Annotated in this window: 17 protein-coding genes; 8 read left to right on the top strand and 9 right to left on the bottom strand. The window is 71.6% G+C overall.

The features are described from left to right. The first annotated feature begins 64 nt into the window (after positions 1-64). Positions 65-1,123: an NAD(P)/FAD-dependent oxidoreductase gene (locus tag OG553_RS13015; protein WP_405979155.1), complete on the top strand. Its 1,059-nt coding sequence runs from the start codon at positions 65-67 to the stop codon at positions 1,121-1,123. A 5-nt stretch (positions 1,124-1,128) separates the two neighbouring features. Here the strand turns inward: OG553_RS13015 and OG553_RS13010 are convergent, their stop codons facing one another. Continuing rightward, positions 1,129-2,199 carry a hypothetical protein gene (locus tag OG553_RS13010; protein WP_405979154.1) on the bottom strand — a complete coding sequence of 357 codons (1,071 nt, stop codon included), beginning with the start codon at positions 2,197-2,199 and terminating at the stop codon, positions 1,129-1,131. Between the two features lie 125 nt (positions 2,200-2,324). After that, the gene (locus OG553_RS13005; protein ID WP_405979153.1) at positions 2,325-2,633 is read right to left on the bottom strand and encodes a putative quinol monooxygenase; all 309 of its coding nucleotides are present in this window, start codon (positions 2,631-2,633) and stop codon (positions 2,325-2,327) included. A gap of 105 nt (positions 2,634-2,738) precedes the next feature. Between OG553_RS13005 and OG553_RS13000 the strand changes: the two genes are divergently transcribed. Next, a complete protein-coding gene (locus OG553_RS13000; RefSeq protein ID WP_405979152.1) occupies positions 2,739-3,074 on the top strand; it encodes an ArsR/SmtB family transcription factor in 336 nt (111 codons plus the stop codon). A gap of 43 nt (positions 3,075-3,117) precedes the next feature. Here OG553_RS13000 and OG553_RS12995 read toward each other — a convergent pair whose 3' ends face one another. The 4 genes from OG553_RS12995 to OG553_RS12980 all read right to left on the bottom strand — a co-directional run bounded on the left by OG553_RS12995 (position 3,118) and on the right by OG553_RS12980 (position 8,015). Beyond that, positions 3,118-4,539 (bottom strand): FtsW/RodA/SpoVE family cell cycle protein, encoded by a 1,422-nt coding sequence (locus OG553_RS12995; protein WP_405979151.1) that lies wholly within the window; start codon positions 4,537-4,539, stop codon positions 3,118-3,120. Next, positions 4,527-5,768, bottom strand: coding sequence for an LCP family protein (locus OG553_RS12990; RefSeq protein WP_405979150.1), 1,242 nt, complete (start codon positions 5,766-5,768; stop codon positions 4,527-4,529). Before OG553_RS12990 ends, OG553_RS12995 begins: the two co-directional genes overlap by 13 nt. An 80-nt stretch (positions 5,769-5,848) precedes the next feature. Continuing rightward, positions 5,849-7,342, bottom strand: coding sequence for a sensor histidine kinase (locus tag OG553_RS12985; RefSeq protein WP_405979149.1), 1,494 nt, complete (start codon positions 7,340-7,342; stop codon positions 5,849-5,851). Then, entirely contained in the window at positions 7,335-8,015 is a 681-nt protein-coding gene (locus OG553_RS12980; protein WP_405979148.1) for a response regulator transcription factor, read from the bottom strand. The genes OG553_RS12985 and OG553_RS12980 overlap by 8 nt, the downstream gene beginning before the upstream one ends. A gap of 298 nt (positions 8,016-8,313) precedes the next feature. Between OG553_RS12980 and groES the strand changes: the two genes are divergently transcribed. Together groES and groL are read left to right on the top strand one after the other, a co-directional pair. Further along, on the top strand, positions 8,314-8,622 hold the full coding sequence (gene groES, locus OG553_RS12975; protein WP_053682586.1) for a co-chaperone GroES: 309 nt from the start codon (positions 8,314-8,316) through the stop codon (positions 8,620-8,622). A 138-nt stretch (positions 8,623-8,760) separates the two neighbouring features. After that, positions 8,761-10,389: a chaperonin GroEL gene (gene groL / locus OG553_RS12970; protein WP_405979147.1), complete on the top strand. Its 1,629-nt coding sequence runs from the start codon at positions 8,761-8,763 to the stop codon at positions 10,387-10,389. Between the two features lie 132 nt (positions 10,390-10,521). Here the strand turns inward: groL and OG553_RS12965 are convergent, their stop codons facing one another. Beyond that, on the bottom strand, positions 10,522-11,214 hold the full coding sequence (locus OG553_RS12965; RefSeq protein ID WP_405979146.1) for an ester cyclase: 693 nt from the start codon (positions 11,212-11,214) through the stop codon (positions 10,522-10,524). A gap of 74 nt (positions 11,215-11,288) precedes the next feature. Next, positions 11,289-12,062, bottom strand: a complete 774-nt coding sequence (locus OG553_RS12960; RefSeq protein ID WP_405979145.1) for an SDR family NAD(P)-dependent oxidoreductase — start codon at positions 12,060-12,062, stop codon at positions 11,289-11,291. Between the two features lie 139 nt (positions 12,063-12,201). Between OG553_RS12960 and OG553_RS12955 the strand changes: the two genes are divergently transcribed. Next, the gene (locus OG553_RS12955; protein ID WP_405979144.1) at positions 12,202-13,098 is read left to right on the top strand and encodes a LysR family transcriptional regulator; all 897 of its coding nucleotides are present in this window, start codon (positions 12,202-12,204) and stop codon (positions 13,096-13,098) included. A gap of 31 nt (positions 13,099-13,129) precedes the next feature. On the opposite strand, the gene OG553_RS12950 is transcribed toward OG553_RS12955, so the two are convergent. Continuing rightward, complete coding sequence (locus OG553_RS12950; protein ID WP_030298281.1) at positions 13,130-13,456, bottom strand: WhiB family transcriptional regulator; 327 nt, start codon at positions 13,454-13,456, stop codon at positions 13,130-13,132. Between the two features lie 379 nt (positions 13,457-13,835). Here OG553_RS12950 and OG553_RS12945 point away from each other — a divergent pair, with 379 nt between their 5' ends. The 3 genes from OG553_RS12945 (at position 13,836) to guaB (ending at position 17,110) form a co-directional block, all read left to right on the top strand. After that, on the top strand, positions 13,836-14,447 hold the full coding sequence (locus tag OG553_RS12945) for a response regulator transcription factor (RefSeq protein WP_003948568.1): 612 nt from the start codon (positions 13,836-13,838) through the stop codon (positions 14,445-14,447). 385 nt (positions 14,448-14,832) lie between these two features. Then, a complete protein-coding gene (locus OG553_RS12940) occupies positions 14,833-15,462 on the top strand; it encodes a sigma-70 family RNA polymerase sigma factor (RefSeq protein ID WP_405979143.1) in 630 nt (209 codons plus the stop codon). Positions 15,463-15,610: 148 nt separating this feature from the next. Beyond that, positions 15,611-17,110, top strand: coding sequence for an IMP dehydrogenase (guaB, locus tag OG553_RS12935; protein ID WP_405979142.1), 1,500 nt, complete (start codon positions 15,611-15,613; stop codon positions 17,108-17,110). Positions 17,111-17,254 lie beyond the last annotated feature (144 nt).

Here is a 17,254-nt window from a genome sequence, read left to right as displayed (position 1 = left end):
CTGTCACAGGCGCCGGGCGGCCGGCATCTCATGTCCGACCAGTCGCGTTGACGAGGAGGACGACATGAAGGTCGTGGTGGTGGGCGCCGGCTACGCGGGGATGCTCGCGGCGAACCGGATCGCCAAGAAGGTGAGGGACGCGGAGATCACGGTGGTCAACCCGCGCCCCGATTTCGTGGAACGCGTACGGCTCCACCAGCAGATCGCCGGGACGGCCTCCGTGGTTGCGCCCCTCGCGTCGATGCTCCGCCCCGGGATCACCGTCCGGGTCGCCACCGTGGAGAAGGTGGGCGACGGCCACGTCGGCCTCGCGGGCGGGGAGACCCTCGACTTCGACCACGCCTTCCTGGCCGTCGGCAGCACGGTCCGGCCCATGGCCGGAACGGTCCCGGTCGGCACCTGGGAGGGTGCGGAGCAGGCCCGCGCGGAGCTCGGCACGCTGCCCGCGGGCAGCGCGGTGACGGTGGTCGGGGGCGGTGCGACGGGCATCGAGACGGCGGCCGAGGTCGCCGAGGCCCGGCCCGACCTGCGGGTACGGATCATCGGCCCGTCGGTCGCCGACGGCTTCTCCGACCGCGCGCGGACCAAGGCCCGCGCCGGACTGGAGCGCCTGGGGGTCGAGGTGGTGGACGACGCGGTCACGGAGGTCACCGACGGCGTCGTGCGCCTGCGCTCCGGGGCGGCGGCCGCCTCCGACCTGACCCTGTGGGCGATCGTGGCCGACGTACCCGACCTGGCCGCGCGCAGCGGGCTCACCGTCGACGCGCGGGGGCGGGCGCTCGTGGACGAGTGCCTGCGCAGCGTCGACGACGGCCGGATCTTCGTCGTGGGCGACTGCGCGGCGGTGCCGGGCGCCCGCTTCGCCTGCGCCCTCGCCGGCCCGCAGGCCGCCCACGCCGCCGACACCCTGGTCCGCCTGATCGGTGGCCGCGAGCCCGAACCGTACGCGCCGCGGTACGTGGCCCGGGCCGTCACGCTCGGCCGCAAGGGCGCGGTGGCCCAGTTCACCCGCTCCGACGACACCCTCCGCCGCTCCTGCCTCACCGGGCGCACCGCCGTGGTGATCAAGGAGCTCGCGTCCCGAGGGGGCAAGTACGGGGCCCGGACGGGCACCGGGGGGTGACCGCGTCAGCGCGTACGGGCCTTGCGCGCCGCGAGGTCGCGCCACTTGCAGTACATCGCCGCCGAGTCGGTCCGGTACCTCCACGGGAGCGCGTCCACGTAGCCGTCGACGAGGCGGAACTGCGCCAGCGCCAGGTCGTACCGCTTCTGGCGGGTCAGGAAGTAGGCCAGCAGATGGCGGACGTCGGCGGTGTTCGGGTTGTCCGGTGCGGCCGCGCCGACATCGGCCAGGGCGGCGTCCACCATGGAGACCACGTGCGGCGAGCGGTAGGCGGCGGCAGTGTCCTTCCCGTGGCGGTGCTCGTACCAGGCGATCAGGGGCAGGGCGGTGAGCAGGCTCCCGGCCGGCGCACCGGCCGCGGCCTCGCGGGCGAAGGCGACCGCGCGTTCCTCGGAGCCGCGCCACTTCGCGCACCAGTACTGGAGCGCGGCGTAGTGCGCGACGTAGTGGTGGGGGTCGCGGTCGGTGATCTGCTCCCAGATCCGGTCCATCGCCGTCTCGGGGTAGCCGAGGCCCAGCGCCGCCCATATCTCGTTGACGTAGGGGCTCGGGTCGTCCGGGTTCAGCTCGGCCGCGCGCTCGTTCTCCCGCGGCACCCGCACCAGGGTGGAGTGGAACCCGGCGAACTGCTCGTCGCTGGTGTGCTTCGCCCAGGCGCCGCCGCGCTGGTGCCAGGCCAGGCTGACCGTCGCCTTCGCCCGTACCAGCGCGAGGTCCGGGTCGTCCGCGCCGACGGCCGCCTCCCAGGCGTGCAGCCAGCCGTTGGGGGCGATGGCCCGGTGGGAGCCGAGGGCGCCGGCGTAGGCGCTGCGCCGCGCCCAGTCGCGGCGCTCCCTGGTCCCGGCCAGCAGCCGTGCGGCCGGCTCCCACCGCCCCCGCGCGGCCGCGGCGGAGGCCGCGTCGAGCTTGGGATCCGGCGCGGCCCGCCTGGTGTCCTGCCGGTCCTCCGGCAGCAGCCCCAGCTTCCCGGCCGCCCGGGACGCACCCCGGCCCGGGGCGTCGCCGGTGGTCCGGCGGTAGAAGCCGACCGACACGGCGACGACGAGCGCGATGACGATGAAGCGTGCGACTTCCAAGGCTGGAGCCCCCGATGATCGATGGAACGGCGACGGAGTATCACCCGCCGCCGCAACCTTTCGCAATCACGTTTCCCCAGGTGGCAGGGGTACGGACCGCTTCCGGGGGCTTTGCGGCGGGGCGGCTAGTGGCCGTAGGGGCTGCGCATGTCCAGGAAGCGGATCTCCAGATCGGTGGCCAGGTAGTCCATCCGGTGCTCCCAGAAGTCCCGCAGGTGAGGGAGCGCCAGGTGGGCGTCCAGGTCGGCCTGGCTGCGCCACGCCTCGTAGAACACGAAGACGCCGGGCTCCTCGTGGTCCTCGTGGAAGTGGTACTCCAGGCAGCCCGGTTCCTGCCGGGTGGGTTCGACGAAGGAGAGCAGGAGCTCCCTGAGCTCCTGGGCGCGTTCGGGCTTGGGGCGGGCGACGCCGACGAGCGTGACGAGCTGGTCCATCAAGGTTCTCCCCCACAGATAGGTACGACTGGCTTCGTACCTATCGGACGCTAGCAGCCGCCAGAGGTAAGATCCAATCCATACCTGAGGAGGGAGCTCGCCACCATGCCCGACGACGAGGGTCACCCGACCGTCGAGGAGATCGAGCTCGGCAGGGTGCTGTCCGCGCTCGCCGACCCCCTGCGCCGCCGCGTGGTGCGCGAGCTGGCCATTGCCCCGGAAGGCGCGGCGCGCACCTGCGCCTCCTTCTCGCTGCCGGTCTCGAAGGCAACGGTCACCCACCACTTCCGCACCCTGCGGGAGGCCGGCCTGATCCACCAGGTCGACCGGGGCAACAGCCGGATGGCAGGTCTCCGTCGAGCCGACATCGAGTCCCGCTTCCCCGGCCTCCTCGCCATCCTGACGGCCGAGCCGCCGGACGAAGACGGCGTAGCGGTCTGACGCGCCCGTCGAGGGCGAGACGGCGGGCCCGCACCCCGCCCCCTCAGCGCACCCCCGCGCCCAGCCCCGCCCCCGCCGTCACCACCGGGGTGATGGTGGTTTCCGCCGGGCCCATCGCGTCGGCTTCGCGTTGGCGTTCCGCGCTGTCGCTGATCCGCAGCAGCAGGGCGATCATGATCCAGTTGGCCAGCAGTGACGAGCCGCCCTTCGCCAGGAAGGGGAGCGCCTTGCCGGTCAGGGGGATCAGGCCCGTCACGCCGCCGGCGACCACGAAGACCTGGAGCGCCAGCGCCGCCGCGAGGCCCACCGCCAGCAGCTTGCCGAACGGGTCCCGCGCGGCCAGCGCCATGCGCAGGCCCCGCTGCACGAGCAGGGCGTAGATGATCAGTACGGCCATGACGCCGGCCAGGCCGAGTTCCTCGCCCACCGTCGTCAGGATGAAGTCGCTGCGCCCCGCGAACTTGATCAGTTCCGGGTGACCCATCCCCAGGCCGGTGCCCGAGACCCCGCCGGTGCCGAAGCTGAACAGGGCCTGTGCGGACTGCTCCGAGTTCAGGCCCGCCGGGGGGTTCGGGGAGTAGACGGCCAGGGGGTTCAGCCAGGCGGCGACGCGCGCCTTGACGTGGGGCTCCGTCGAGCCCACGACGAAGGCGCCGACGGCCGCCATGAGCAGGCCGCACACGATCCAGCTGGTGCGCTCGGTGGCCACGTACAGCATCACCACGAAGACGCCGAAGAAGATCAGCGAGGTGCCGAGGTCGCGCTCGAAGACGAGGACGAGCAGCGAGATGATCCACACCGTGATGATCGGCCCGAGCTGCCGCATCGGCGGCAGCCGCATGCCGAGGAACTTCCGGCCCGTGAGGGCCAGGGAATCGCGGTGGACGACCAGGTAGCCCGCGAAGAAGATCGCGATCATGATCTTCACGAACTCGCCCGGCTGGAGCGAGAAGCCGAAGAGGATGATCCAGCGCTTGGCGCCGTACGTGTCCGCGCCGAAGAACGCCGGCGCGATCAGCAGCACCAGCGCGACGGCCATCGTGATGTAGATGAAGCGCTGGAGCAGCCGGTGGTCGCGCAGCAGCGCCACCACCAGGATGCAGGCGGCGACCCCGACCACCGTCCACATCAGCTGGTCGGGTGCGTTGGCCTCGGAGTTGTACCGCTCGATGTAGCCCTGGTCGAGCCGGTGGATGAGCACCAGCCCCAGTCCGGTCAGCAGCATCGCGAGCGGGAAGATCAGCGGGTCCGCGTACGCGGCGAACCGGCGGATGCCCAGGTGCCCCACCAGGGACAGCAGCGTCAGGCTGATGACGAAGCTGGTGAGGTGCTGCGGCAGCTCGCCGTTCATGGCCAGCCCGGCGCCGATGTGGCCGAAGACGGCGATGCCGATGACCAGGAGCAGCAGCAGCGCTTCGGTGCGGCGGCGGGCGCCCGCCATCGTCAGGGGCCTCAGTCCACGCACGGGATACCGCCGCCGTCGATGGCGCCCTTCTCGGGCGCGGGCTCCGGCTGCGGCGGGGGCGGGGCGGATGACGGTGACGAGGAGGGGTAAGGAGAGGGAGAAGAGGACGGCGCGGCGTCCGGCGCACCCGGGGTCGTCGCAGTGGTCGACCGGGGACCGATCTGCTCGGCAATGAGGCGCTTTATCTTCATATCATCTACGACGTTGATGTCCTCCCCATGGTTCCTTCCGAAGCCCTCTACGGGGAGTGTCGTGAACCGCACTTTGCCCCCGGACAGGTTCTTCGCCTGCTTCACGAAGGACATCAGGTCCCACCCCGCGTCCGTCACGACGTCCTCCTTCGCCGTGTCGATCAGCTTGAGCAGCTTCACCGGGTCCGTGAAGGTCCCGGCCGAGTTCAGCTTCTGCGTCGCACCCGCGAGGAAGGCCTGCTGCCGCTTCGTCCGGTCCAGGTCGCCCATCTCCAGTCCGTGCCGCTGCCGTACGAAGGCCAGGGACTGCTGACCGTTCAGGGTCTGCCGGCCCGCCGGGAAGTCGGCGCCCGAGTACGGGTCCTTCACCGGCTTCTTCAGGCACACCGGTACGCCGCCCAGCGTGTCCGCGAGGTGGTAGAAGCCGGCCAGGTTCAGCTCGGCGAAGTGGTCGACCGGGACGCCCAGGAAGCCCCGCACCGTCTCGATCTGCGCCCTGCGCCCCGCCTCGCGCCCCTCCCGCTCCAGCCGGCGGCGGTCCTGCACGCCCTCCTTGGAGAGCTGCTCCTCCTTGGCGGCCTTCGCCAGCCCGTAAGCCTTCTTGATCTTGTCCTTGTGGCCCGGCCCCTGTCCGGCCAGCTGTACGAAGTCGTCGCGCGGTATCGAGAACGCCTTCGCCTCGCCGCCGTCGCCCGGCACGTGCAGCAGGATCATGGTGTTCGCGTTGTAGCCGCCGATGTCCGAGCTCCCCGCGTGCAGCTTGTCGAGGATCTCCTCGGGCAGCGGGTCGCCGTTCTGGTCGCGCCGGCTGTCCAGGCCCATGAGAAGGATGTTCACGTCGCCGTGCGCCGACTTCTCGGCGCCGTCCAGGGCCTTGGAGCTGGCGATGCCGGAGGCGAGGTCGTGGTAGACGTACCAGGCGCCGCCGCCCGCCATCACCGTCAGCGCGCAGCCGGTGATCAGCAGCGTGCGCCCGAGCCTCCGGCGCCGTGAGGGCCTGCGGTGGCCGGTCTTGCTCCGTGTCCGTGCAGCGCTCATACCGCTCGATCCTGACGCAGCCGCGCTGAAGGAATCCTGAACCCGGATCCCGAGCCCGGATCCCGAGCCCGAAGGCCCCGTCAGCCGCCGTCCCGCCCCGCCGGGAGCCGCAGCTCCAGCAGGGCGCCCCCGCCAGGCGCGGCCAGGGCGCGTACGTCGCCCCCGTGCGAGCGCGCGATCTCCCGGGCGATGGCCAGGCCCAGCCCGGTCCCGCCGCTGGCCCGGCCCCGGTCCGCGTCGAGGCGTACGAACCGCTCGAAGACCCGGTCGCGGTCCGCCCCCGGGATCCCCGGGCCGTCGTCGGCCACTTCCAGCACCGCCCGCCCGTCCCGCGCGGCCGCCCGCACCACGACCCCGGTGTCCGCGTACCGCAGGGCGTTGTCCACCAGGTTGGCCAGGGCCCGCTCCAGCCGCGCCGGGTCCCCGTACGCCGGAACCGGCGCGGGCGCCTCCAGCCGCAGCGGCACCCGGGGCGCGGGCCGCCGCGCCGCGTCCTCGGCGGCCAGCAGCGCGAGGTCCACCGGCTCGGGGCGGGGCGCGGGTCCGCCGTCGAGGCGGGCCAGGAGCAGCAGGTCGGCGGCGATGCGCTGGAGCCGCTCGGTGTCGGCCAGCGCGGCGGCGACCGACGCCCGGTCGGGCCGTTCCATGGCGAGGGCCACCTCCAGCCGGGACCGGACGGCGGCGAGCGGGTTGCGCAGCTCGTGCGAGGCGTCGGCGGTGAACTGGCGCTGCCGGGCGTCGGAGCGCTCCAGCCGGTCGAGGGTGTCGTTGACGGTCCGGGCCAGCTGGGCGATCTCGTCGCCGCCGCCGGGGTCGGGGACGCGCCGGTCCAGCTCGCTCGCGGTGACCGCGGCGAGCCCGGTGCGGATCGCGGTGACGGGGCGCAGCGCGCGGCCGGTGGCCCACCAGGCCAGGGCCGCAGCGAAGGCGGTGAGCGGGGGAGCGCCGGCGAGGAAGCCGGTGGCGACGGCGCGGGTGGCGTCGTCGACGTCGCCGAGCACGGTGACCGCGTACACGGTGTGCGGATCGCGCGCGTCCGGCGGGCCGGGGGCCTCGACCGCGACGACCAGGCGCCGCTGCGCGCCGGGGTGCGCGGGCGGGAGTACGGCCGAGCGGGAGTCCTGGCCGGGGCCGGGCCGCAGCCCGTCGAGGCGCGGGGGGTCCTTGGGGGCTCCGGCGGCGGTGCTGGCGACGTCGCGTCCGCGGGCGTCGCGTACGAGGACCAGGTCGACGCCGCCGTCGGGTGCGGGCAGCCGGCCGCCGGGCGGGAGGGTCCGGGTGTCGAGCTGGGCGGCGACCTTGCGTGCGGCGAGTTCGGTGCGGCCGGTGGTGTTGTCTAGGAGGTTGGTGCGCATGAGGCTGTAGAGCCACAGCCCGCCGGCGCTGAGGACCGCGGCCATCGCGAAGGCGGCGGCGAGGGCGGTCCGGGCGCGCAGGTTGCCGACGAGGCGGCCGCGGCCGCGCGGGCTCCCGCCGTCAGTGCTCCCGTCGTCCGGGCTCCGGCCGTCGGGGCTCCCGTCGTCCGGGCTCCGGCCGTCGGGGCTCCCGCCGTCCGTCCCCGGCGCCCTACCCACCGTCGGGCGCCATGCGGTAGCCGGTGCCGTGGACGGTGAGGATGGAGCGGCGGCCGAAGGGGGCGTCGATCTTCTTGCGCAGGGAGGAGACGTAGACCTCGACGATGTTCGGGTCGATGCCGTGCGGGGCGTCCCAGACCTCGTCGAGGACGTCCTGTTTGGCGACGGCCCGGCCGGGTCGGCGCATCAGGCAGGCGAGGACGCCCATCTCCCGGGCGGTGAGCTCGATGTCCCGGGCGCCGCGGCGGCACCGGCGGTCCAGCGGGTCGAGGAAGAGGTCCCCGGCGCGGAGCACGGCGGGTTCGGGGGCGGCGGCGCGGCGGGCGAGGGCGCGCAGCCGGGCGGCGAGCACCAGGAAGGAGAAGGGCTTGGTGAGGTAGTCGTCGGCGCCGGCGTCGAGGCCCTCGGCCTCGTCGTGTTCGCCGTCCCGGGCGGTGAGCACCAGGACGGGGGTCCGGTCGCCGTGGGCCCGCATCCGCGCGCATATCTCGGCGCCGCCGGGGCCGGGGAGCATCAGGTCGAGGAGGACGACGTCGTACGGGCCGCCGGTGAGGGCCAGATCGAGGCCGCGGTGGCCGTCGTGGGCGACCTCGACGCGGTGGCCCTCGGCGGACAGGCCCTGGCGGAGGGATTCGGCCAGGTTCTCTTCGTCTTCGACCACGAGGATGCGCACGCCCCAAGCCTCACATACCGGGCAGCGGCTCCCCGGGCCCCCGGGCGCGGCGGTCCGGTTCCCGACGGGTCGGGGTTCAGCTGAACGGGGGGTTCAGCGGCCGGAATACGTGGAACCAGCGGACCGTGTTGGCACTCCGCTTGACCGAGTGCTAATCGCCGGAATAGTGTCGCACCTGGCACTCGCCCCCGGTGAGTGCCAACACAGCGACAGGCTGGTCCGGCACCCGCGACGACGGATCGACCTGGTCGCCACCTCAGACAGTTAACCCCGGATCTCCGAAGGGGGAGGTCGGATCGTGACGACCACCAGCTCCAAGGTTGCCATCAAGCCGCTTGAGGACCGCATCGTGGTCCAGCCGCTCGATGCCGAGCAGACCACGGCCTCTGGCCTGGTCATCCCGGACACCGCGAAGGAGAAGCCCCAGGAGGGCGTCGTCCTCGCGGTCGGCCCGGGCCGCTTCGAGGACGGCCAGCGTCTCCCGCTGGACGTCAGCGTCGGCGACATCGTGCTGTACAGCAAGTACGGCGGCACCGAAGTGAAGTACAGCGGCGAGGAGTACCTCGTCCTCTCGGCGCGCGACGTGCTCGCGATCGTCGAGAAGTAATTCGCTTCTCCAGTTTTGCCTGAGCTACGCCCCTGGTCACCCCTGCTGATGCCGGGCGGCGAGGGGCGTAGTTCGTTCCAGCTAGAGGCGGTCGCGGTGAGCGGCCGGGGATCGCAACGAGAGGGCTGAACCGCTCCCATGCCGAAGATTCTTAAGTTTGACGAGGATGCCCGTCGCGCCCTCGAGCGCGGCGTCAACAAGCTTGCCGACACGGTCAAGGTGACGATCGGCCCCAAGGGCCGCAACGTCGTCATCGACAAGAAGTTCGGCGCCCCCACCATCACCAACGACGGTGTCACCATCGCCCGCGAGGTCGAGCTGGACGACCCGTACGAGAACCTCGGCGCGCAGCTGGTGAAGGAGGTGGCGACCAAGACCAACGACATCGCGGGTGACGGCACCACCACCGCCACCGTGCTGGCCCAGGCGCTCGTCCGCGAGGGTCTGCGCAACGTCGCCGCCGGCGCCTCCCCGGCCGCCCTGAAGAAGGGCATCGACGCCGCGGTCAAGGCCGTGTCCGAGGAGCTCCTCGCGACCGCCCGCCCGATCGAGGACAAGTCCGACATCGCCGCCGTGGCCGCGCTCTCCGCGCAGGACTCGCAGGTCGGCGAGCTCATCGCCGAGGCGATGGACAAGGTCGGCAAGGACGGTGTCATCACCGTCGAGGAGTCCAACGCCTTCGGCCTGGAGCTCGAGTTCACCGAGGGCATGGCCTTCGACAAGGGCTACCTGTCCCCGTACATGGTCACCGACCAGGAGCGTATGGAGGCCGTCCTCGACGACCCGTACATCCTGATCAACCAGGGCAAGATCTCCTCGATCCAGGACCTCCTGCCGCTGCTGGAGAAGGTCATCCAGGCGGGTGGCTCCAAGCCGCTGCTGATCATCGCCGAGGACGTCGAGGGCGAGGCGCTCTCCACCCTCGTCGTCAACAAGATCCGCGGCACCTTCAACGCGGTGGCCGTCAAGGCCCCCGGCTTCGGTGACCGCCGCAAGGCGATGCTCCAGGACATGGCCACCCTCACCGGTGCCACCGTCATCGCCGAAGAGGTCGGCCTCAAGCTCGACCAGGCCGGTCTGGACGTCCTCGGTTCCGCGCGCCGCGTGACCATCTCCAAGGACGACACGACCATCGTCGACGGTGGCGGCAGCCACGAGGAAGTCGCCGGTCGCGTCAACCAGATCAAGGCCGAGATCGAGTCCACGGACTCCGACTGGGACCGCGAGAAGCTGCAGGAGCGCCTGGCGAAGCTCGCCGGCGGCGTCTGCGTCATCAAGGTCGGCGCCGCCACCGAGGTGGAGCTCAAGGAGAAGAAGCACCGCCTTGAGGACGCCATCTCCGCCACCCGCGCCGCGGTCGAGGAGGGCATCGTCTCCGGCGGTGGCTCCGCGCTCGTCCACGCCGTGAAGGTCCTGGAGGGCAACCTCGGCCTGACCGGCGACGAGGGCACGGGCGTCTCCGTGGTCCGCCGCGCCGCCGTCGAGCCGCTGCGCTGGATCGCCGAGAACGCAGGCCTCGAGGGCTACGTCATCACCTCGAAGGTCGCCGAGCTCGACAAGGGCCAGGGCTTCAACGCCGCCACCGGCGAGTACGGCGACCTGGTCAAGGCCGGCGTCATCGACCCGGTCAAGGTCACCCGCTCCGCCCTGGAGAACGCCGCCTCCATCGCCTCCCTGCTGCTCACGACCGAGACCCTGGTCGTCGAGAAGCCGGCCGAGGAAGAGGCCGACGCCGGTCACGGCCACGGTCACGGCCACAGCCACTGACGCGTCCGCGCGCTTCGACGAGAAGGCCCCCGGCCCGCCGTTCACACGGCGGGGCGGGGGCCTTCCCGTTCTCCGGGGCCGCTCGACGAAGCGTCGCTCGACGAGGGGCCGCCCGACGAGGGGTCGCGGACGTCAGCTCATCATGCCCAGCTGCCGCATCAGCGCCATGGCGTCGTAGTGCCACCAGCCTTCCTTGATCATGCCGTCCTGACATCGGAAGACCGTGGTGCCCGTCATCGTGCAGGTCTTGCCGGTGGGGGCGACGCCCATGAACTCGCCCTTGTGCGTGCCGGTCCAGGTCCACAGCGTGGTGACGTAGTCGTCCTGCGCCATCTGGGCGTCACGGGTGAACGAGAAGTCGAAGGCGGCGCGCCACATCTCGACGTCCTCGCTGATCGCGGCGTAGCCGTGCTTGTCCTCGGGGTTGGAGATGTCGTGGTCGTGGTAGTCCGGGGCGAAGATCTCCTCGATGACGGACATGTCGCCCTTCATCGCGATGTCGTCGTACATCCGGTTCACCATCAGGGTGTTGAGGTGCTCGTCGCGGACGGTGTCGAGGTTGGTGAACGTCGGCATGCCGTCGCACAAGGCCATCATCTCGTGGAACATTCGGTCCGTCTCGGGGAGGTTGGAGTTCTTCATGGCCTCCTCGTACGAAGGGAACTCGACGAAGTTCACGTAGTGGTCCGTCTGGTCGCGGTCCTTGCCCACGACGCTGTGGGTGACCGTGCGCTTGCCCTGGCTCTGGGCGACGTACTTGTCCAGCAGGTCGTTCATCGCCTCGGGCTGGTGGGTCCTGTAATCAACCAGTTGTACGAATGTCATGGTGGGCTCCCGTGCTGGATGGAACGTGTCCAGTTTAGGGAGAATTCACCCGTTCAGCCTGGTATGCCGAAGGGTTACTGGGGCCCGTACTTGCGCCCCGTACGGGAGGACACGCCACCGAGCAGCCCGCGCGGCGTCAGCTTCACCACGCCCATCAGCGCCTTGTAGCGCGGGTCCGGGATCGAGACGGTCTTGCCGCGCGCCAGGTCGGCCAGGGCGGCCGCGACCAGCTTGTCCGCGTCGAGCCACAGCCAGTTCGGGATGTTGTCCGTGCCCATGCCGGCCCGCTGGTGGAACTCGGTCCGCACGAATCCGGGGCACAGGGCCATCAGGCGGACCCCGGACCCGCCGAGGTCCCGCGCCGCGCCCTGGGTGAACTGCACGACCCAGGCCTTGCTGGCGCCGTAGGTGCCGCGCGGCACGAAGGCGGCGACCGAGGCCACGTTGACCACCCCGCCGCGGCCGCGCGAGCGCATCGACTCCGTGGCGGCCGAGGTCAGCCGCAGCACCGCTTCGATGTGCACCTTGAGCATGGTCAGCTCGTCGGCCATGGAGACTTCCAGGTAGCGGCCCCTGTTGCCGAACCCCGCGTTGTTGACGAGCAGGTCCACCGGGTGCGTACGGTCGCCGAGGCGGGTCTCGACGGCCTTGATGCCCTCCTCGGTGGAGAGGTCGGCTGCCAGCACCTCGGCCTCGATGCCGTGCCGGTCGTGCAGCTCGGTGGCCTGTTCGGCCAGCCGCTCGGTGTCGCGGGCCACCAGTACGAGGTTGTGGCCCTGGGAGGCGAGCCGCCGGGCGAAGGCGGCGCCGATGCCCGCCGTGGATCCAGTGATCAGCGCAGTCGTCATGTGCGCAAAATAGCCGCACCGTGCCGACTCGCGTACCTCCGCGGGCACGTGCGTGCGATCCCGCGTTCCCCCGGCCCTCTTCCCAAAGTGGCGGCTGGGGGATTGGCGTCGGGGTCAAAGTCGGCCTTATGCTCGAAGGGTGATCGAGGCACGCCACCTCCGGATCCTGCGCGCTGTCGCCGGGACCGGATCCTTCTCCGCCGCAGCCCGCGAGCTCGGCTGCACCCAGCCCGCCGTCTCCCAGCAGATGAAGGCCCTGGAGCAGTCGGCCGGGACCCCGCTGCTGGTGCGCGCCGGCCGCGAGATGCGGCTGACCCAGGCCGGCGAGGCCCTGGTGCGGCACGCCGCCGGGATCCTGGCCGGGCTGACGGCCGCCGAGGAGGAGGTCGCGGCCATCGCGGGGCTGAGGGCGGGCCGGGTGCGGCTCGTCTCCTTCCCGAGCGGCAGTTCCACGTTGGTGCCCACCGCGCTCGCGGCGATGCGCGCCGAGCACCCGGGCACCCGTATCTCCCTGGTGGAGGCGGAGCCGCCGCGGTCGGTGGAGATGCTGCGCGAGGGCGACTGCGACGTGGCGCTGGCCTTCCGGTACGCCGGGGCGTCGACCGTGGCCGAGTGGGAGGACCTGGTGGTCACCCCGCTGCTGACCGACCGGCTCGTCGGGCTGGTGCCCGAGGGGCACCGGCTGGCCGGCGCCGGGCGGGTGGAGATGGCCGAGCTGGCCGAGGAGCCGTGGATCGCGGGCTGTCCGCGCTGCCGCCGCCATCTGGTGGAGGTGTGCGAGGGCGCGGGCTTCACCCCGCGGATCGACTTCGCCACCGACGACTACCCCGCCGTGGTCGGGCTGGTCGGGGCGGGGCTGGGGGTGGCGGTGCTGCCGGAGCTGGCGGTGGAGTCCGTGCGCGCGAAGGGCGTGAGCACCCTGGCGGTGGAGCCGGTGGTGGAGCGGGAGGTCGTGGCGCTGACCCTGCCGGACCTGGCGCGCGTACCGGCGGTGGCGGCGACCCTGGGCGAGCTGGTCCGGGCCGCCGCCCGCTGACCGTACGGGGGGCGTACGTTCCTTCTGGCCGTCAGTGCGGCGGGACGGGGCCGATCGTGCTGGAGGCGGGGATCAGCCGGTGCCGTGCCCGGCCCATCAGTTCCTCGCGTTCGTCCTCGGTGAGCCCTCCCCACACCCCGTAGGGCTCTCGGACGGCGAGTGCGTGCGCGGCGCATTCCGAACGCACCGGGCAGCGCATGCAGACCTCTTTAGCCGAGGCCTCGCGCGCACTCCTGGCCGCACCCCGCTCGCCTTCCGGGTGGAAGAAGAGGGAGCTGTCGACCCCACGGCAGGCGGCCAGCAGCTGCCAGTCCCAGAGATCGGCGTTCGGTCCGGGGAGGCGGGAGAAATCTGCCATTGGTAGTCCTCTTGGTGCCGGGTACTACGCGGATACGGTCCATGTCTCCACACCTACTGTCGTAGTAGATGTAAATATGACTCATTGGGACCCTAGCCTCAGACACATGGCAAACGGAAGGAAAGCCGCCAAATAGGGCATAGCTCCAGATGGAGGGCAGTTGGCTCGTGGCTCCGGCGTGGTGATCGCTTCCTCACGTAGAGTGCCGAAGGTGTCCGTCCGACCCGTAACTCTTTCGAGTGACCATCGTTGAGAGAGCGAGTGCGGTTGAAACGAGAGGTTCCCGGACAGGTGTCCGAGGGCATCGACCGCACAGGTGACGATACGTACCAGCCTGGAGGCTCAAGGTGACGCGCATCAGCAGCTGCGGAGGGCGGTCATGACTTCCGTCCTCGTCTGCGACGACTCCCCGCTTGCCCGAGAGGCGCTCCGTCGCGCGGTTGCCACCGTGCCCGGCGTCGAGCGTGTGACGACGGCCGCCAACGGCGAGGAAGTCCTCCGCCGCTGGGGTGCCGACCGCTCCGACCTGATTCTGATGGATGTACGGATGCCCGGCCTGGGCGGTGTCGAGACGGTCCGCCGGCTCCTGTCCGCCGACCCGGGTGCCCGCATCATCATGCTGACGGTCGCCGAGGACCTGGACGGGGTGGCCCTCGCGGTCGCCGCCGGCGCCCGCGGCTACCTGCACAAGGACGCCTCGCGCGCCGAGCTGCGGGCCACGGTCACCCAGGCGCTCGCCGACCCCACCTGGCGACTGGCCCCGCGCCGGCTCCGCTCGGCCGAGATGGGGGCCGCCCCCACCCTGACCGCGCGCGAGATCCAGGTGCTGGAGGGCATGAGCCACGGCCGGTCCAACGCGGAGATCGGGCGCGAGCTCTTCCTCTCCGAGGACACGGTCAAGACGCACGCCCGCAGGCTGTTCAAGAAGCTCGGTGCCTCGGACCGGGCGCACGCCGTGGCGCTCGGCTTCCGCTGGGGTCTCGTCCGCTGACGTCCACACCGGCGGCCGGCGGCGGCCGCGGTCCCGTCCGCCGAGGCGGACGGGGCGGCAGGTGTCCGCCGGCGCCGCCGGGGCGCGGGCCCCGGGAGCGGCCGGAGCCCCGGAAGTCACGGAAGCCGTGGAAGTCCCGCCGCAACCGGTGTCACACCGGGGATTGGCGGGGCACAATCCGGGGGACGTGTCGCTTCGGGCGCGATGCCGCATGCTTGATGGTGTGCCGCATTCTTGGAGAGATCGAGTCCCGCGGGGCGACGATTCGGGCCGAGCGGAGGGGAGGGCGCAGATGATGGGTTCCGGCGCACCCGCTCATAACGCTTCGATGCACAACACGGACCGCGGTGCCGCGAACGCTCCCGCGCCAAGGCACCATGGATTGATGCGCGACGACGAGGCCCTGGGGTCACCCGCGGCCACAGGCCCCACCGGCGCCGCCAAAGGCGGCAACGCCGGGGCCGTCAGCGCGCTCGTACGCCGTGCCGTCGAGGGGGACGAGCAGGCCACGCACGATCTCCTGGCCTTCGTGCACCCCCTCGCCCTGCGCTACTGCCGCACCCGGCTGTCGCGGCTCCCGGGTGACGCGCGTCACTTCGTGGAGGACCTCGCGCAGGAGGTCTGCGTCGCCGTACTGATGGCGCTGCCCCGCTACCGGGACACCGGCCGGCCCTTCGAGGCCTTCGTCTTCGCCATCGCCGCGCACAAGGTCGCCGACCTCCAGCGGGCCGCCATGCGGCACCCGGGGAGCACGGCCGTGCCCTCCGACGAGATGCCGGAGCGGCCGGACGACTCGCTCGGCCCCGAGGAGCGGGCGCTGCTCAGCAGCGACGCGGCCTGGGCCAAGAAGCTCCTCGCGAACCTGCCGGAGAACCAGCGCGAGCTGCTCGTCCTGCGGGTGGCCGTCGGGCTGACCGCGGAGGAGACCGGGCAGATGCTCGGCATGTCCCCGGGAGCTGTGCGCGTCGCCCAGCACCGGGCCCTCAGCAGGCTCCGCGCGCTCGCCGAGCAGTGACCTGCGCCGGAGGCGAAGATCCCCTTTCGTGCCGTTTTCTGTCGTAGGAAACAACGAAAATCGTGGTTGACCTTCGTCGTGGAATGAGACGCTCCGGGATCCCGTTAGCATGGACATCCGCGCTGAGCAAGACCATTTGGAAGGTGTCATGACCGCCGACGGAGTACCCGACAAATTCGCCTCGCTCGGACTGACCTACGACGACGTGCTGCTGCTGCCGGGCGCGTCGGACATGGCTCCGGACGAGATCGACACCTCCTCGCTCATCTCGCGCAACGTCCGGGTGAACGTTCCGCTGCTGTCCGCCGCCATGGACAAGGTCACCGAGTCCCGCATGGCCATCGCCATGGCCCGTCAGGGCGGCGTCGGCGTTCTGCACCGCAACCTTTCCATCGCCGACCAGGCCAACCAGGTCGACCTGGTCAAGCGCTCCGAGTCCGGCATGGTCACCGACCCGATCACGGTGCACCCGGACGCGACGCTTCGCGAGGCCGACGAGCTCTGCGCCAAGTTCCGCATCTCCGGCGTCCCGGTCACCGACCCCGCCGGCAAGCTCCTCGGCATCGTCACCAACCGCGACATGGCCTTCGAGTCGGACCGCAGCCGCCAGGTGCGCGAGGTCATGACCCCGATGCCGCTGGTCACCGGCAAGGTCGGCATCTCCGGCGTGGACGCCATGGAGCTGCTGCGCCGCCACAAGATCGAGAAGCTTCCGCTGGTCGACGACGCGGGCATCCTCAAGGGCCTCATCACGGTCAAGGACTTCGTCAAGGCCGAGAAGTACCCGAACGCCGCCAAGGACAAGGACGGCCGCCTGCTGGTCGGCGCCGCCGTAGGCGTCGCCGGGGACGCGTACGAGCGCGCCCAGGCCCTGATCGAGGTGGGCGCCGACTTCATCGTCGTCGACACCGCCCACGGCCACTCCCGCCTGGTCGGCGACATGGTCGCCAAGATCAAGTCGAACTCCTCCGTCGACGTCATCGGCGGCAACGTCGCCACCCGCGACGGCGCCCAGGCCCTGATCGACTCGGGCGTCGACGGCATCAAGGTCGGCGTCGGCCCCGGCTCCATCTGCACCACCCGCGTCGTCGCCGGCATCGGCGTCCCGCAGGTCACCGCCATCTACGAGGCCTCCCTCGCCGCCAAGGCCGCGGGCGTCCCCGTCATCGGCGACGGCGGCCTCCAGTACTCCGGCGACATCGCCAAGGCCCTCGTCGCGGGCGCCGACACGGTGATGCTCGGCTCGCTGCTCGCGGGCTGCGAGGAGTCCCCGGGCGAGCTGCTCTTCATCAACGGCAAGCAGTTCAAGTCGTACCGCGGCATGGGCTCGCTCGGCGCGATGCAGTCCCGCGGCGACCGCAAGTCCTTCTCCAAGGACCGCTACTTCCAGGAGGGCGTGGGCGGCGACGACAAGCTCATCCCCGAGGGCATCGAGGGCCAGGTGCCCTACCGCGGCCCGCTGTCCGCGGTCGTCCACCAGCTGGTCGGCGGCCTGCGCCAGTCGATGTTCTACGTCGGCGGCCGCACCGTCCCCGAGCTCCAGGACCGGGGCCGCTTCGTCCGGATCACCTCGGCGGGCCTCAAGGAGAGCCACCCGCACGACATCCAGATGACGGTGGAAGCACCGAACTACAGCCGCAAGCGCTGAGCGCGAAGACCGCCCGAGGGGGCGGGCCCGGCCGGGCCCGCCCCCTCGGGCGTGCCCGGGGTCGTCCGTACAGCGGTCACCGGAACGCGGCCCCCCGCCGTTCGGGGATACTGGACGGGCAGACCCTGAGGAAAGGCCACCACA

It is taken from the genome of Streptomyces sp. NBC_00158 (genome assembly GCF_045160885.1).
In the GTDB taxonomy this organism is placed as follows: Bacteria; Actinomycetota; Actinomycetes; order Streptomycetales; family Streptomycetaceae; genus Streptomyces.
This window is presented reverse-complemented; position numbering and strand designations above follow the sequence as displayed.

Excerpts from the sequence above, each read along its gene's own strand:
- OG553_RS12960 (WP_405979145.1), bottom strand. The coding sequence starts at position 12,062 with ATGACGACTGCGCTGATCACTGGATCCACGGCGGGCATCGGCGCCGCC.
- OG553_RS12940 (WP_405979143.1), top strand. The coding sequence starts at position 14,833 with ATGCGCGACGACGAGGCCCTGGGGTCACCCGCGGCCACAGGCCCCACC.
- OG553_RS13015 (WP_405979155.1), top strand. The coding sequence starts at position 65 with ATGAAGGTCGTGGTGGTGGGCGCCGGCTACGCGGGGATGCTCGCGGCG.
- OG553_RS12965 (WP_405979146.1), bottom strand. The coding sequence starts at position 11,214 with ATGACATTCGTACAACTGGTTGATTACAGGACCCACCAGCCCGAGGCG.
- guaB (WP_405979142.1), top strand. The coding sequence starts at position 15,611 with ATGACCGCCGACGGAGTACCCGACAAATTCGCCTCGCTCGGACTGACC.
- OG553_RS12950 (WP_030298281.1), bottom strand. The coding sequence starts at position 13,456 with ATGGCAGATTTCTCCCGCCTCCCCGGACCGAACGCCGATCTCTGGGAC.
- OG553_RS12990 (WP_405979150.1), bottom strand. The coding sequence starts at position 5,768 with ATGAGCGCTGCACGGACACGGAGCAAGACCGGCCACCGCAGGCCCTCA.
- OG553_RS13005 (WP_405979153.1), bottom strand. The coding sequence starts at position 2,633 with ATGGACCAGCTCGTCACGCTCGTCGGCGTCGCCCGCCCCAAGCCCGAA.
- OG553_RS13000 (WP_405979152.1), top strand. The coding sequence starts at position 2,739 with ATGCCCGACGACGAGGGTCACCCGACCGTCGAGGAGATCGAGCTCGGC.
- OG553_RS12945 (WP_003948568.1), top strand. The coding sequence starts at position 13,836 with ATGACTTCCGTCCTCGTCTGCGACGACTCCCCGCTTGCCCGAGAGGCG.
- groL (WP_405979147.1), top strand. The coding sequence starts at position 8,761 with ATGCCGAAGATTCTTAAGTTTGACGAGGATGCCCGTCGCGCCCTCGAG.